The following is a 14,456-nucleotide window of genomic DNA, read 5'->3' on the forward strand; positions in this document are numbered from 1 at the left end:
GCTCAACCCACCCATGCTCACCAGCTTCTGGGCAAAGAACGGCGCCGCCGAGGCCCCGACGATGCCGCCCAGGTTATACGCCGCCGAAGCACCGGTATAACGCACGTGCGTGGGGAACAACTCCGGCAGCAATGCGCCCATCGGGGCAAAGGTCACCCCCATCAGGAACAGTTCGATGGCCAGGAACAGCGCCACGCCGGTGGTCGAGCCCGAGGTCAGCAGCGGCTCCATGGTAAAGCCCGAAGCCACCGCCAGCAGGCCGCCGACGATCAGCACCGGCTTGCGCCCGTAGCGGTCGCTGAGCCACGCCGACAGCGGTGTGGCCAGGGCCATGAAGACCACGGCAAAGCACAGCAGGCCGAGGAAGGTTTCGCGGCTGTAGCCCAGGGTGGTCACGCCGTAGCTCAGCGAAAACACCGTGGAAATGTAGAACAGCGCATAGCACACCACCATCGCCGCCGCGCCCAGCAGGGTCGGCATCCAGTATTTGGCGAACAAGTCCACCACCGGCATCTTCACCCGCTCGTGGCGCGCCACGGCCTTGGCGAACACCGGGCTTTCCTCGAGTTTCAGGCGCACATACAGGCCCACCAGCACCAGCGCGGCGCTGAGCAGGAACGGAATGCGCCAGCCCCAGTCGCGGAACTGCTCGTCGCTGAGCACCAGGGCCAGGGTCAGGAACAGGCCGTTGGCCGCCAGAAAACCGATCGAAGGGCCTAGCTGCGGGAACATGCCGAACCAGGCGCGCTTGCCTGCTGGCGCGTTCTCGGTGGCCAGCAACGCCGCGCCGCCCCATTCGCCTCCCAGCCCCAGGCCTTGGCCGAAACGCAGCAGGCAGAGCAGGATGGGTGCCCACACGCCGATGCTGTCATAGCCAGGCAGCACACCGATCAGGGTGGTCGACACGCCCATCAGCAGCAGTGAGGCAACCAGGGTCGACTTGCGCCCGATGCGGTCGCCGAAGTGGCCGAACAGGGCCGAGCCCAGTGGCCGGGCGAGGAAGGCGATGCCGAAGGTGAGGAAGGCCGCCAGCATCTGCGCGGTGCCTGAACCTGACGGGAAGAACACCGGGCCGATCACCAGGGCGGCGGCGGTGGCATAGACGTAGAAATCGTAGAACTCGATGGCGGTGCCGATGAAGCTGGCGTTGGCCACCCGCGCGGGCGAGTTGACCGGCGCGGCGGGCGCCTGGGCATAAGTGCTGCTGGTGGTCATTAAGTAGGTCCCTAACAGTCTGGTCGTGCTCCATGGGCTTTGCCCGCGCGTACCCAGGCAGGCACGGTGTCGCGGACGCCGGAGCGTATTGTTGTGGTCGCGCGACTGACGATAGCCCAAGGCGGGTAGGGGCGGGGGCGGGCACTGTTCGGGGTGCTGAAGCAGGACCGCGGGGCGCGTCAGTGGAGCGGACTGGCCGTGTGGCGCCGGGTGCGGGTAGCAGGCGGGACGGCGGGGCTGGGTAAGCGTGGCCCGAGTATAGCTAGCGGGTCACGGTCCACACCAGTACCTTGCTGGCGCAATTGTCCTCTGTTTCGAGGATTTCCAGGCGATAACGGCCGATCTTCAGGCAAACGGCGCTTTCCGGGATGCTTTCCAGCGCTTCGGTGACCAGCCCGTTGAGGGTTTTCGGGCCGCCGTCGCAGGGCAGGTGCCAGCCCAGGGTGCGGTTGATCTCGCGCAGCGAGGCAGTGCCTTCGATGACGAAGGTGCCGTCGGCCTGGGGGTGGACGTGGGGGTTGTCCAGGCTCTGCTCGTCCTCGAACTCGCCGACGATCTCCTCGAGGATGTCCTCCAGGGTGACGATGCCCAGCACCTCGCCGTATTCGTCCACCACCACGCCCAGGCGCCGCTGCTGCTTGTGGAAGTTCAGCAATTGCAGCTGCAGGGGCGTGCTTTCCGGGACGAAGTAGGGCTCGTAGCAGGCACCGCGCAGCGCCTGGAGGGTCAGCTCGCCCCTGGGCAGCAGGTGGCTGATGAGCTTGGTGTTGAGGATCGCTTCGACCTGGTTGATGTCGTTGTGGTAGACCGGCAGGCGCGTGTGCCGGCTGACGATGAGCTGTTCGATGATGCGCTCGATCGGCTCGTCCAGGTTGATGCCGTCGACCTCGTTGCGCGGCACCAGGATGTCGTTGACGGTGATCTTGTCCAGCGCCTGCAGGCCGTCCAGCAGGCCGTGGCGAGGCGCTTCGGGCTCGTCGTCCTGGTCGTAGTCGTCATCTTGCTGGGGGTGCAGCGCAACCGCCGTGGGTTGCACGCGCAAGGGGCGCAACAAGAGCTTGGCGCAACCATCGAGCAGGCAGGCCAGCGGTTGCAGCAGCGCCAGGAGCGGCTTGAGCAGGCTGACGCCGAGGCTGACGAACGCTTGCGGGTTACGCCGAGCCAGGCGCCGTGGCAGGTATTCGGCAAGCACCAGCAGGGCCAGGGCCGCGCCCAGGCCGGCCAGCCAGAAGCCGTGTTCGCCGTGGTGGCGCTGGCCGATCAGGCAGGCCAGGCCCAGCACCAGCAGCTTGCCCAGGCTGGCGCACAGCACCAGGGCCTGGGCCGGCAGCGGCGGCTGGCCATCTTCGCCATTGCGCAGCGAACCGTTGAGTTGCACACGGGCGGCATCCACTGCCGTGCACAGCGCCGACCACAGCAGCGCCAGTGCCAGAGTGCCGAGTAGCGGAGCGTACGGCAGGGTGTCCATGGGCGACCGTCAGATATGCAGGATGAATTCGCGGACCAGCTTGCTGCCGAAATAGGCCAGCATCAGCAGGCAGAAACCGGCCAGGGTCCAGCGGATTGCCTTGTGGCCGCGCCAGCCCAGGCGCGTGCGGCCCCACAGCAGCACGCTGAACACCACCCAGGCCACGCAGGCCAGCAGGGTTTTATGCACCAGGTGCTGGGCGAACAGGTTGTCGAGGAACAGCCAGCCGGAAATCAGCGACAGCGACAACAGGCACCAGCCTGCCCAGAGGAAGCCGAACAGCAGGCTTTCCATGGTCTGCAGCGGCGGGAAGTTGCGGATCAGCCCGGACGGGTGCTTGTTCTTCAGCTGGCGGTCCTGCAGCAGCAACAACAGCGACTGGAACACGGCGATGGTGAACAGCCCATAGGCCAGGATCGACAGCAGGATATGCGCGAGGATGCCGGGTTCTTCGTTGATCAGCGGCACCGTGCCGGGCGGGGCGAACTGCGCCAGCAGCGCGGTCACCGCGCCCAGCGGGAACAGCAGCACCAGCAGGTTTTCCACCGGGATGCGAAGGCACGCCAGCAGGGTCAGGGCGATGACCGCCACGGCGATCAGGCTGGCGGCACTGAAGAAATCGAGGCTCAGGCCCAACGGGGTGATGAGCTGGAAGAACAGCGCGCCGGCCTGGGCGAGCACGGCGAGGGCGCCAAGCAGGCCGAGCAGGCGTTTGTCGGCCTTGTTCGACTGGGCCAGGCGCGAACCTTGATAGACGGTCGCTGCTATATAAAGGCCGGCGGCGATCAGGTTGGGGATGAGGCTGGGTGAGGAGAACATAAGTCCTGGTTGGCGAGCCTTAAAGAGACGGAGTTTGGCATAGATCGTCAGTACCAAGGAAGTCTGCTGGGGCCCTATCGCCGGCAAGCCGGCTCCCACAGGGAGGGGGCGCTGCGCTTGCAGGCGCCGGCTTGGCGGCGACAGGGCCACCGAATATCCCTCCAGGGGTCAGCAAGGTGTGCGTCGCCGCCGCTCTTCGCTATAATCGCCGCCTTGCTGTGCCCAGCGCGTGTGCATTTTCACCTGGGCGCCTGACAAACCTCGGCTTTTACTGGGCCAGAAAGGATCACCATGTTCGAAAACCTGACCGACCGCCTGTCACAGACGCTGCGCCATGTCACCGGCAAGGCCAAGCTGACTGAAGACAATATCAAGGACACGTTGCGCGAAGTGCGCATGGCCCTGCTCGAGGCCGACGTTGCCCTGCCGGTGGTCAAGGATTTCGTCAACAGCGTCAAGGAACGTGCGGTCGGCACCGAAGTGTCGCGCAGCCTGACCCCGGGCCAGGCCTTCGTGAAGATCGTCCAGGCCGAGCTGGAAAGCCTGATGGGCGCGGCCAACGAAGACCTCGCGCTGAACGCGGCGCCACCTGCCGTGGTGCTGATGGCCGGCCTGCAGGGCGCCGGTAAGACCACCACCGCCGGCAAGCTCGCGCGCTTCCTCAAGGAGCGCAAGAAAAAGAGCGTGATGGTGGTGTCGGCCGACGTCTACCGCCCGGCGGCGATCAAGCAGCTGGAAACCCTGGCCAACGACATCGGCGTGACCTTCTTCCCGTCCGACATCAGCCAGAAGCCGGTCGCCATCGCCGAGGCGGCGATCCGCGAGGCCAAGCTCAAGTTCATCGACGTGGTCATCGTCGACACCGCCGGCCGCCTGCACATCGACGCCGACATGATGGACGAGATCAAGGCGCTGCATGCCGCGGTCAAGCCGATCGAGACCCTGTTCGTGGTCGACGCCATGACCGGCCAGGACGCCGCCAACACCGCCAAGGCGTTTGGCGAGGCCCTGCCGCTGACCGGCGTGGTGCTGACCAAGGTCGACGGTGACGCCCGTGGCGGTGCCGCGCTGTCGGTACGCGCCATCACCGGCAAGCCGATCAAGTTCATCGGTATGGGCGAGAAGACCGAGGCCCTCGAGCCCTTCCACCCGGACCGTGTCGCCTCGCGCATCCTCGGCATGGGCGATGTGCTCAGCCTGATCGAGCAGGCCGAGCAGACCATCGACAAGGCCAAGGCCGACAAGCTGGCCAAGAAGCTGAAGAAGGGCAAGGGCTTCGACCTCGAAGACTTCCGCGACCAGCTGCAGCAGATGAAGAACATGGGCGGCCTGGGCGGCCTGATGGACAAGCTGCCGAGCATCGGCGGGGTCAACCTGTCGCAGATGGGCAACGCCCAGGGCGCGGCCGAGAAGCAGTTCAAGCAGATGGAAGCGATCATCAACTCGATGACCCCGGCCGAGCGTCGCGACCCTGACCTGATCAGCGGTTCGCGCAAGCGCCGTATCGCCCTCGGCTCCGGCACCCAGGTGCAGGACATCGGCCGCTTGATCAAGCAGCACAAGCAGATGCAGAAGATGATGAAGAAATTCTCCGCCAAGGGCGGCATGGCCAAGATGATGCGCGGCCTGGGCGGGATGCTGCCGGGTGGCGGCATGCCGAAGCTGTAACCCTATTCCGTGGGGGCCGTTCGTCATCGAACGCTCCCTCAGAACCCCCGCTGCGGCGGGGCAACGGCCGCGAAATCGCGGCGCAACCGGCAAATCTGGACGCGAGGGCATGGCCCTGGCGAAAAAGTCATTTGCAAATGTCCGTGTATTCCCCGAGAATATGCGGCCTTTTGGGCACCCGTGTGCCTATTTGGCATTCAGATTTGCAGTACAAACTGCAACACCGACTATAGGAACGATGTTCACATGGTAACCATTCGTCTGGCCCGTGGCGGCTCGAAAAAGCGCCCATTCTACCACCTGACCGTGACCAACTCGCGTAACGCCCGTGACGGCCGTTTCGTTGAGCGCGTTGGCTTCTTCAACCCGATCGCATCGGGCGCCGAAGTCAAGCTGTCGGTCAACCAAGAGCGCGTCACCTACTGGCTGAGCCAGGGCGCACAGCCGTCTGAGCGCGTTGCTCAGCTGCTGAAGGACGCTGCCAAGGCCGCTGCCTGAACAGTATGAACGCGACGCCAGAAAAGGCTGACGACCTCATCGTTGTCGGCAAGATTTTTTCGGTTCACGGCGTTCGCGGCGAGGTGAAGGTGTATTCCTTTACCGATCCGATTGAAAACCTGTTGGATTATCCGCGCTGGACGCTTCGGCACGAAGGCAAGGTAAAGCAGGTCGAGCTGGTCAGCGGTCGTGGCTCCCAAAAGGGCCTGGTCGTGAAATTGAAAGGCCTCGATGATCGCGATGAAGCCCGTCTTCTGAGCGGCTTCGAAATCTGCATCCCGCGGAGCCTTTTGCCCAACCTGGCCGCAGACGAGTACTACTGGTACCAGCTGCAGGGCCTGAAGGTCATCAACCAGGACGAACACCTGTTCGGCAAGGTCGATCACCTGTTGGAGACCGGTGCGAACGATGTAATGGTGGTCAAACCCTGCGCAGGCAGCCTGGATGATCGCGAGCGTCTGTTGCCCTATACGGCGCAATGCGTGCTCAACGTCGACCTGGAAGCAGGCGTGATGCGGGTTGAATGGGACGCGGACTTCTAGACGATGGGTAACCTTCGCGTAGACGTCATCACGTTGTTCCCCGAGATGTTCTCGGCCATCACGGAGTACGGCATTACCAGCCGCGCGGTGAAACAGGGGTTGCTTCAAGTGACTTGCTGGAACCCGCGGGACTACACCACAGATCGTCACCACACGGTGGATGATCGGCCGTTTGGCGGTGGCCCGGGCATGGTGATGAAAATCAAGCCTCTGGAAGACGCCCTGGTTAGCGCCAGGCAAGCGACCGGAGCATCGGCAAAGGTGATCTACCTTTCGCCGCAAGGCCGCAAGCTGACCCAGCAGGCGGTCAAAGGCCTGGCAGAGCAGGAATCGTTGATCCTGATCGCCGGTCGTTATGAAGGCATCGACGAGCGCTTTATCGAGGCTCATGTCGATGAGGAGTGGTCGATTGGCGACTATGTGCTTTCCGGTGGCGAGCTGCCGGCCATGGTACTGATCGATGCGGTTACGCGGCTGCTGCCCGGAGCTTTAGGGCATGTGGACTCGGCGGAAGAAGATTCCTTCACCGACGGTCTGCTCGATTGCCCGCACTACACCCGACCTGAGGTGTATGCGGATCAGCGCGTTCCCGACGTGTTGCTAAGTGGCAACCATGCACACATCCGGCGTTGGAGAATGAAGCAGTCCCTTGGTAGGACCTTCGAACGACGCGCCGATCTTCTGGAAAGTCGCTCGCTTTCTGGAGAAGAGAAGAAGCTGCTCGAGGAATACCTCCGCGAGCGGGACGATAGTTAAACGTATCGATGGTGGATCACGTATCCATCTTAGGAGCACAGCATGACCAACAAGATCATCCAGCAGCTCGAAGCCGAGCAGATGAGCAAGGAAATCCCGACCTTCGCACCAGGCGACACCGTTGTCGTCCAGGTTAAAGTGAAGGAAGGTGAGCGTTCCCGTCTGCAGGCGTTCGAAGGCGTCGTTATCGCCAAGCGTAACCGCGGTCTGAACAGCGCCTTCACCGTGCGCAAGATCTCCAGCGGCGTTGGCGTAGAGCGTACCTTCCAGACCTACAGCCCGCAGATCGACAGCCTGGCCGTGAAACGTCGTGGTGACGTGCGTAAAGCCAAGCTGTACTACCTGCGCGACCTGTCCGGCAAAGCCGCTCGCATCAAGGAAAAACTGTCCTGAGTACAGTTTGCCTGGTGGCCTAGGCCACCTTGCGAGAAAAAAGCAGCCTTCGGGCTGCTTTTTTGCTTTTTGAACCCCATGCGATGTAACGGACATGACCGCCCGAGACCAGGAAATCCAGCGCCGCACCGAGCTGTCGGTGACGCGCGTGACCAAAGCCGTATTCCCCAATACCACCAACCACCACAACACCCTGTTCGGCGGCACCGCGCTGGCCTGGATGGACGAAGTGTCGTTCATCGCCGCCACGCGCTTCTGCCGCCTGCCGCTGGTGACCGTGTCCACCGACCGCATCGACTTCAAGCACCCGATCCCGGCGGGCTCGATCGTCGAGTTGGTCGGCACGGTGATCAAGGTCGGCAACACCAGCTTGCAGGTGCAGGTCGACGTGTTCGTCGAGAACATGTACCTGGACGGCCGCGAGCGGGCGATCCATGGCGTGTTCAGCTTCGTGGCCATCGACGAGGACAAGCGCCCGGTGCCGGTGCTGCCCGAGGCCTGATTTCACTCAGGCGCGGCAGGCTCGATCAACGCCACCAGGGTCCAGCCCGGTTGCGGCTGCAGCGGTTCGTCGGGGCTGGCGACATGTACCCAGCCGTGTTCATCGCGGGCGAACAGCAAGTGCGCCCGCTCGCCATGTAAGGCCCGATACGCCTCCCAGCCGAAGCCTTCGGTGAGCGTGGTGCTGTAGAGCTCCGCGCCCTGGTGCAGGCGGTTGGCCAGTTGCAGGTAGGTCATCGGGTTGGCGCCCAGCAAATGCCCGCGGTGCTCTTCGGCGGCCCGGTGCTTGTCGCTGCGTTGCTTCTCCAGGCCGCTGGCCAGCACGAACAGCCGCCCATGGCCGAAGTCGTGGCGAAAGCGGGCGCAGGCCAAGGCATTGATCTCGCCGGCAGGCGACAAGCCCAGCAGGTGGCCCAGGCCGACCAGGTCCAGGTGCGCATCGGCGTGCTGCGAAGCCGGGTTGCCAAAATAGGTGGGCAGCCCCTCCATGCGCGCCGCGCGAATGTTCTCCCAGCTCGAATCGGTCAGCAGCACCCGACAGCCCAGTTGCTGCAGAGCCTTGGCGATGGCTCGCGCCGGCTCGTTGGCGCCGACGATGAGAAACCCGCTGGGCGCAGGCTCCGCGACCTTGAGCAGGCGCGCCAGGGGCCTGGCCGTGGCGCTCTGGATCACCACCGTGCCGATGATCACGGCGAAGGTCAGCGGCACCAGCAGCAAGGCGCCCTGGTGGCCGGCCTCGTGCAGGCGGATGGCAAAGATCGCCGACACCGCCGCGGCCACGATGCCGCGCGGCGCGACCCAGGCGAGCAGGGCGCGCTCGCGCCAGTTCAGCGCCGAGCCCAGCGTCGACAGCAGCACATTGAGCGGCCGCGCCAGCAGCTGGATCACCAGCAGCAGCGCCAGCACCGCCGGCCCCAGGCCGATCATGGCGTGCAGGTCGAGGCGCGCGGCCAGCAGGATGAACAGGCCGGAGATCAGCAGCACGCTGAGGTTTTCCTTGAAGTGCAGGATCTGCCGCACATCGACCCCGCGCATGTTGGCCAGCCACATGCCCATCACCGTGACCGCCAGCAGCCCGGACTCGTGGACGATCTGGTTGGCGGCGATGAATATGCCCAGCACCGCCGCCAGCGAGGCCAGGTTGTGCAGGTATTCGGGCAGCCACTGCTCGCGCATGATCTGCCCGAGCAACCAGCCGCCCGCAGCGCCCAAGGCCGTGCCGCAGAAGATCACCCCGGCGAAGGTCACCAGGCTGTGGGCCAGGCCCTCGCCGGCGCCGCTGGCGATGATGAAGCTGTACACCACCACGGCCAGCAAGGCACCGATCGGGTCGATCATGATGCCTTCCCAGCGCAGGATATTGGCGATCGCCGCCTTGGGCCGCACCACCCGCAGCATGGGCACGATCACCGTGGGGCCGGTGACCAGGGTCAAGGTGCCGAACAGGATTGCCAGGGGCCAGTCGAAGTCCAGCAGCCAGTGGGTGGCCAGGGCGATCAACAGCCAGGTCGACAGCGCGCCCACGGTGACCAGCCGATGCACCACGCTGCCGATTTCGCGCCATTGCGACAGGTGCAGGGTGAGGCTGCCCTCGAACAGGATCAGCGCCACCGCCAGCGACACCAGCGGCATCAGCAGCGGGCCGAACAACGCTTGCGGGTCGAGCCAGCCAAGGATCGGGCCGGCGAGAATGCCGGCCAGCAGCAGAAACAGGATGGCGGGTAATTTCAGGCGCCAGGCCAGCCATTGGCAAGCCAGGGCGGCAGCGCCGATACCGCCGACGCTGAGAAGGATCTGCTGTTCGTTCATGCGGGCTCCCTATGCCGGCGTGGTTATGAAAGACTAAGCGCCATTTCGTCGTTTGCCACCGAGTTTTCATGCCCGCCCTCGACCACCCCCTGATCGACCAGTTCCTCGATGCCCTGTGGCTGGAAAAAGGCCTGTCGGACAACACCCGCGTTTCCTATCGCAGCGACCTGGCGCTGTTCAACGGCTGGTTGCAGGAACATGCCGTGAGCCTGCCCGATGCCGGCCGCGAGTTGATCCTCGATCACCTGGCCTGGCGCCTCGACCAGGGCTACAAGCCACGTTCCACGGCGCGCTTTCTCTCCGGGCTGCGTGGCTTCTTTCGTTATCTGCTGCGGGAAAAGCTGGTAGCCGTCGACCCGACCTTGCAGGTCGAGATGCCGCAACTGGGCAAGCCCTTGCCCAAGTCGTTGTCCGAAGCCGATGTCGAAGCCCTGTTGCAGGCCCCGGACCTCGGCGAGGCGATCGGCCAGCGCGACCGCGCCATGCTCGAAGTGCTGTACGCCTGCGGCCTGCGGGTGACCGAGCTGGTCAGCCTGACCCTCGACCAGGTTAACCTGCGCCAGGGCGTGCTGCGGGTGATGGGCAAGGGCAGCAAGGAGCGCCTGGTGCCGATGGGCGAGGAGGCGGTGCTGTGGCTGGAGCGCTACCTGCGCGATGGCCGCGCCGAGCTGCTCAACGGGCGCCCCAGCGATGTGCTGTTCCCCAGCCTGCGCGGCGAGCAGATGACCCGCCAGACCTTCTGGCACCGGATCAAGCACCATGCGCGGGTGGCCGGCATCGACAAGCCCTTGTCGCCGCATACCCTGCGCCACGCCTTCGCCACCCACTTGCTCAACCACGGCGCCGACCTGCGCGTGGTGCAGATGCTGCTGGGCCACAGCGACCTGTCGACCACGCAGATCTACACCCACGTGGCCAAGGCACGCCTGCAGCAGCTGCACGCCCAGCACCATCCACGTGGATGAATGATTTTCATGTTCCGCCCGCCGGTACCCGCAGACCCCTTCATTGGCGGTGTGATGTGGTAGTCTTGGGCGGTTTGCACCAAGGGCCGCACGGTCGCCGCGTTTTTCCCGCAGGTGACGCCCTCCGGCCCCTGTCCGCCTTCAGGAGTTCCCCATGCGCGTGACCCAGATCTTCGCCGCCGCCGCGTTGGCGCTGGCCAGTACTTTCGCCGTTGCCGCGGCGACCGATAGCAATGCCACGGCCGAACAGGCCATCCGCAAATCGCTGCAGAACCTCGAGCTGGAAGTGCCCGTGGAAAGCGTGGCCAGCAGCCCGCTGAACGGCCTCTACGAAGTCAAGCTGCAGGGCGGCCGCGTGCTTTACGCCAGCGCCGACGGCCAGTTCGTCATGCAGGGCTACCTGTTCCAGATCCAGGACGGCAAGCCGGTCAACCTGACCGAAAAGACCGAGCGCCAGGGCGTCGCCAAGCTCATCAACGGCATTCCAGCCGCCGAGATGGTGGTTTATCCTGCCAAGGGCGAAACCAAGTCGCACATCACCGTCTTCACCGACACCACCTGCCCGTACTGCCACAAGCTGCACGCCGAAGTGCCCGAACTCAACCGCCGCGGTATCGAAGTGCGCTACGTCGCCTTCCCGCGCCAGGGCCTGGGTTCGCCGGGCGATGAGCAGCTGCAGGCGGTGTGGTGCTCCAGCGACCGCCGCGCGGCGCTGGACAAGATGGTCGACGGCAAGGAAATCAAGGCTGCCAAGTGCGCCAACCCGGTGGGCAAGCAGTTCCAGCTCGGCCAGTCGATCGGGGTCAATGGCACCCCGGCCATCGTGCTGGAAAGCGGCCAGGTGATCCCGGGCTACCAGCCGGCGCCACAGGTGGCCAAGCTGGCCCTGGCGGGCCAGCAGCAGGCCGCCAAGTAATCATTCAGTACGCCGTCGTCATGGGGTGACGGCATGTTTCACGGTCGGCGCAGGTGCCGGCCGTTCAATGGGGAGTTCACAGTGAAACCGGTCAAAGTAGGCATCTGTGGGTTGGGGACCGTCGGTGGCGGTACCTTCAATGTACTTCAGCGCAACGCCGAGGAGATTGCCCGCCGTGCCGGGCGCGGTATTGAAGTGGCACAGATCGCCATGCGCTCGCCCAACCCGAACTGCCAGATTACCGGTACCCCCATTACCGCTGATGTGTTCGACGTTGCGAGCAACCCTGAGATCGACATCGTCATCGAGCTGATCGGTGGCTACACCGTGGCCCGCGACCTGGTGCTCAAGGCCATCGAAAACGGCAAGCACGTGGTCACCGCCAACAAGGCGCTGATCGCCGTGCACGGCAACGAAATCTTCGCCAAGGCCCGCGAGAAGGGCGTCATCGTTGCCTTCGAAGCCGCAGTGGCCGGTGGCATCCCGGTGATCAAGGCGATCCGCGAAGGCCTGTCGGCCAACCGCATCAACTGGCTGGCCGGCATCATCAACGGCACCGGCAACTTCATCCTCACCGAAATGCGCGAGAAAGGGCGTGCCTTCCCCGACGTGCTGGCCGAAGCCCAGGCGCTGGGTTATGCCGAAGCCGACCCGACCTTCGACGTCGAGGGCATCGATGCCGCGCACAAGCTGACCATCCTGGCCTCCATCGCCTTTGGTATTCCGCTGCAGTTCGAAAAGGCCTACACCGAGGGCATCACCCAGCTGACCACCGCTGACGTGAACTACGCCGAAGCCCTGGGCTACCGCATCAAGCACCTGGGCGTGGCCCGCAGCACCGCCGCTGGCATCGAGCTGCGCGTGCACCCGACGCTGATCCCGGCCGACCGCCTGATCGCCAACGTCAATGGCGTGATGAACGCCGTGATGGTCAACGGTGACGCTGCCGGTTCCACCCTGTACTACGGCGCCGGGGCCGGCATGGAACCGACCGCTTCGTCGGTGGTTGCCGACCTGGTGGATGTGGTCCGTGCCATGACTTCCGACCCGGAAAACCGCGTACCGCACCTGGCCTTCCAGCCCGATTCGCTGTCGGACCACCCGATCCTGCCGATCGAAGCCTGCGAAAGCGCCTACTACCTGCGCATCCAGGCCAAGGACCATCCGGGCGTACTGGCCCAGGTGGCGAGCATCCTCTCCGAGCGTGGCATCAACATCGAGTCGATCATGCAGAAGGAAGCCGAGGAACAGGACGGCCTGGTGCCGATGATCCTGCTCACCCACGGTGTGGTCGAGCAGCGCATCAACGACGCCATCGTCGCCCTGGAAGCCCTGCAGGACGTGGTCGGCAAGGTTGTGCGCATCCGCGTCGAACAGCTCAACTAAATTCCCCCACGGGCCGCGACGGCGGCCCGTGCCCAGTATCGAAGGTTAGTAGCCATGCGTTATATCAGCACCCGCGGCCAGGCACCGGCCCTGAATTTCGAAGACGTCCTGCTGGCCGGCCTTGCCAGCGATGGCGGCCTGTACGTACCCGAGAACCTGCCGCGCTTCACCCAGGAAGAGATCGCCTCCTGGGCCGGCCTGCCGTACCACGAGCTGGCCTTCCGGGTGATGCGCCCGTTCGTCACCGGCAGCATCGCCGATGCCGACTTCAAGAAGATCCTCGAGGAAACCTACGGCGCCTTCGCCCACGCTGCGGTCGCGCCGCTGCGTCAGCTGAACGGCAACGAGTGGGTCATGGAGCTGTTCCACGGCCCGACCCTAGCGTTCAAGGATTTCGCCCTGCAACTGCTCGGCCGCCTGCTCGACCACGTGCTGGCCAAGCGCGGCGAGCGCGTGGTGATCATCGGCGCCACCAGCGGTGACACCGGTTCGGCCGCCATCGAAGGCTGCCGCCGCTGCGACAACGTCGACATCTTCATCCTGCACCCGCACCAGCGTGTGTCGGAAGTTCAGCGCCGGCAGATGACCACCATCTTCGGCGAGAACATCCACAACATCGCCATCGAAGGCAACTTCGACGACTGCCAGGAGATGGTCAAGGCCAGCTTCGCCGACCAGTCCTTCCTCAAGGGCACGCGCCTGGTGGCGGTCAACTCGATCAACTGGGCGCGGATCATGGCCCAGATTGTCTACTACTTCCACGCGGCCCTGCAGCTGGGCGGCCCGGCCCGTTCGGTGGCGTTCTCGGTGCCGACCGGCAACTTCGGCGACATCTTCGCCGGCTACCTGGCGCGCAACATGGGCCTGCCGATCAGCCAGCTGGTGGTGGCCACCAACCGCAACGACATCCTGCACCGCTTCATGAGCGGCAACCAGTACGTCAAGGAAACCCTGCACGCGACCCTGTCGCCGTCGATGGACATCATGGTCTCGTCCAACTTCGAGCGCCTGCTGTTCGACCTGCACGGTCGCAATGGCGCCGCGATTGCCGAGCTGATGGCCAACTTCAAGCAGGGCGGCGGCTTCAGCGTCGACCAGGACCGCTGGACCGAAGCGCGCAAGCTGTTCGATTCGCTGGCCGTGAGCGACGAGCAGACCTGCGAGACCATCGCCGAGGTGTTCGCCAGCACCGGCGAGGTGCTTGACCCGCACACCGCGATCGGCGTCAAGGCCGCCCGCGAATGCCGCCGCAGCCTGGACACGCCGATGGTGGTGCTGGGCACTGCGCACCCGGTCAAGTTCCCGGATGCGGTGGAGAAGGCCGGCGTTGGCAAGGCGCTGGAGCTGCCTGCTCACCTGAGCGACCTGTTCGCCCGCGAAGAGCGCTGCACGGTACTGGCCAACGACCTGAAGGCGGTGCAGGCCTTCGTCAGCCAGCACGGCAACCGCGGCAAGCCGCTGTAAGCGTGTGAAGTTCAGGGCCGCAATGCGGCCCTGAACCCTTCTTTTCCGCTGTTACT

General features: G+C 64.7%; 14 protein-coding genes. 10 read left to right on the forward strand and 4 right to left on the reverse strand.

Going from position 1 to position 14,456, the window contains the following annotated elements:
• The 3 genes from L6D75_RS18185 to L6D75_RS18195 all read right to left on the reverse strand — a co-directional run.
• On the reverse strand, positions 1–1,215 hold a 1,215-nt coding region (locus tag L6D75_RS18185), incomplete at its 3' end, for an MFS transporter (RefSeq protein ID WP_236193749.1).
• 262 nt (positions 1,216–1,477) lie between these two features.
• Positions 1,478–2,683: a transporter associated domain-containing protein gene (locus tag L6D75_RS18190; protein ID WP_176513679.1), complete on the reverse strand. Its 1,206-nt coding sequence runs from the start codon at positions 2,681–2,683 to the stop codon at positions 1,478–1,480.
• Positions 2,684–2,692: 9 nt separating this feature from the next.
• Positions 2,693–3,502 (reverse strand): cytochrome C assembly family protein, encoded by an 810-nt coding sequence (locus tag L6D75_RS18195; protein ID WP_176513677.1) that lies wholly within the window; start codon positions 3,500–3,502, stop codon positions 2,693–2,695.
• 291 nt (positions 3,503–3,793) lie between these two features.
• Between L6D75_RS18195 and ffh the strand changes: the two genes are divergently transcribed.
• From ffh to L6D75_RS18225, 6 genes are all read left to right on the forward strand, one after another.
• Entirely contained in the window at positions 3,794–5,170 is a 1,377-nt protein-coding gene (gene ffh, locus L6D75_RS18200; RefSeq protein ID WP_012270758.1) for a signal recognition particle protein, read from the forward strand.
• 246 nt (positions 5,171–5,416) lie between these two features.
• Positions 5,417–5,668 (forward strand): 30S ribosomal protein S16, encoded by a 252-nt coding sequence (gene rpsP, locus L6D75_RS18205; protein ID WP_008094480.1) that lies wholly within the window; start codon positions 5,417–5,419, stop codon positions 5,666–5,668.
• A 5-nt stretch (positions 5,669–5,673) separates the two neighbouring features.
• The gene (rimM, locus tag L6D75_RS18210) at positions 5,674–6,210 is read left to right on the forward strand and encodes a ribosome maturation factor RimM (RefSeq protein WP_176513675.1); all 537 of its coding nucleotides are present in this window, start codon (positions 5,674–5,676) and stop codon (positions 6,208–6,210) included.
• 3 nt (positions 6,211–6,213) lie between these two features.
• Complete coding sequence (trmD, locus tag L6D75_RS18215; protein ID WP_008094486.1) at positions 6,214–6,966, forward strand: tRNA (guanosine(37)-N1)-methyltransferase TrmD; 753 nt, start codon at positions 6,214–6,216, stop codon at positions 6,964–6,966.
• Between the two features lie 42 nt (positions 6,967–7,008).
• A complete protein-coding gene (gene rplS, locus L6D75_RS18220; RefSeq protein WP_003252148.1) occupies positions 7,009–7,359 on the forward strand; it encodes a 50S ribosomal protein L19 in 351 nt (116 codons plus the stop codon).
• A gap of 94 nt (positions 7,360–7,453) precedes the next feature.
• Complete coding sequence (locus L6D75_RS18225) at positions 7,454–7,861, forward strand: acyl-CoA thioesterase (protein ID WP_176513673.1); 408 nt, start codon at positions 7,454–7,456, stop codon at positions 7,859–7,861.
• 2 nt (positions 7,862–7,863) lie between these two features.
• Here L6D75_RS18225 and L6D75_RS18230 read toward each other — a convergent pair whose 3' ends face one another.
• Positions 7,864–9,669 (reverse strand): cation:proton antiporter, encoded by a 1,806-nt coding sequence (locus L6D75_RS18230; RefSeq protein WP_176513670.1) that lies wholly within the window; start codon positions 9,667–9,669, stop codon positions 7,864–7,866.
• Positions 9,670–9,737: 68 nt separating this feature from the next.
• Between L6D75_RS18230 and xerD the strand changes: the two genes are divergently transcribed.
• The 4 genes from xerD (at position 9,738) to thrC (ending at position 14,400) form a co-directional block, all read left to right on the forward strand.
• Positions 9,738–10,634 carry a site-specific tyrosine recombinase XerD gene (gene xerD / locus L6D75_RS18235; RefSeq protein ID WP_176513669.1) on the forward strand — a complete coding sequence of 299 codons (897 nt, stop codon included), beginning with the start codon at positions 9,738–9,740 and terminating at the stop codon, positions 10,632–10,634.
• Positions 10,635–10,788: 154 nt separating this feature from the next.
• Positions 10,789–11,550, forward strand: coding sequence for a thioredoxin fold domain-containing protein (locus L6D75_RS18240; RefSeq protein ID WP_176513666.1), 762 nt, complete (start codon positions 10,789–10,791; stop codon positions 11,548–11,550).
• A gap of 81 nt (positions 11,551–11,631) precedes the next feature.
• Positions 11,632–12,936 (forward strand): homoserine dehydrogenase, encoded by a 1,305-nt coding sequence (locus L6D75_RS18245; RefSeq protein WP_176513664.1) that lies wholly within the window; start codon positions 11,632–11,634, stop codon positions 12,934–12,936.
• Between the two features lie 54 nt (positions 12,937–12,990).
• On the forward strand, positions 12,991–14,400 hold the full coding sequence (gene thrC, locus L6D75_RS18250; protein WP_176513660.1) for a threonine synthase: 1,410 nt from the start codon (positions 12,991–12,993) through the stop codon (positions 14,398–14,400).
• The last annotated feature ends 56 nt before the right edge of the window (positions 14,401–14,456 follow it).

This window comes from Pseudomonas faucium, from assembly GCF_021602585.1.
Classification (GTDB): Bacteria; Pseudomonadota; Gammaproteobacteria; order Pseudomonadales; family Pseudomonadaceae; genus Aquipseudomonas; species Aquipseudomonas faucium.

What these genes read in the sequence shown, in the direction of transcription:
- L6D75_RS18190 (WP_176513679.1), bottom strand. Translation starts at nt 2,683, where the DNA reads ATGGACACCCTGCCGTACGCTCCGCTACTCGGCACTCTGGCACTGGCG.
- rplS (WP_003252148.1), top strand. Translation starts at nt 7,009, where the DNA reads ATGACCAACAAGATCATCCAGCAGCTCGAAGCCGAGCAGATGAGCAAG.
- L6D75_RS18230 (WP_176513670.1), bottom strand. Translation starts at nt 9,669, where the DNA reads ATGAACGAACAGCAGATCCTTCTCAGCGTCGGCGGTATCGGCGCTGCC.
- L6D75_RS18195 (WP_176513677.1), bottom strand. Translation starts at nt 3,502, where the DNA reads ATGTTCTCCTCACCCAGCCTCATCCCCAACCTGATCGCCGCCGGCCTT.
- L6D75_RS18240 (WP_176513666.1), top strand. Translation starts at nt 10,789, where the DNA reads ATGCGCGTGACCCAGATCTTCGCCGCCGCCGCGTTGGCGCTGGCCAGT.
- trmD (WP_008094486.1), top strand. Translation starts at nt 6,214, where the DNA reads ATGGGTAACCTTCGCGTAGACGTCATCACGTTGTTCCCCGAGATGTTC.
- L6D75_RS18225 (WP_176513673.1), top strand. Translation starts at nt 7,454, where the DNA reads ATGACCGCCCGAGACCAGGAAATCCAGCGCCGCACCGAGCTGTCGGTG.
- thrC (WP_176513660.1), top strand. Translation starts at nt 12,991, where the DNA reads ATGCGTTATATCAGCACCCGCGGCCAGGCACCGGCCCTGAATTTCGAA.
- xerD (WP_176513669.1), top strand. Translation starts at nt 9,738, where the DNA reads ATGCCCGCCCTCGACCACCCCCTGATCGACCAGTTCCTCGATGCCCTG.
- ffh (WP_012270758.1), top strand. Translation starts at nt 3,794, where the DNA reads ATGTTCGAAAACCTGACCGACCGCCTGTCACAGACGCTGCGCCATGTC.
- rpsP (WP_008094480.1), top strand. Translation starts at nt 5,417, where the DNA reads ATGGTAACCATTCGTCTGGCCCGTGGCGGCTCGAAAAAGCGCCCATTC.
- rimM (WP_176513675.1), top strand. Translation starts at nt 5,674, where the DNA reads ATGAACGCGACGCCAGAAAAGGCTGACGACCTCATCGTTGTCGGCAAG.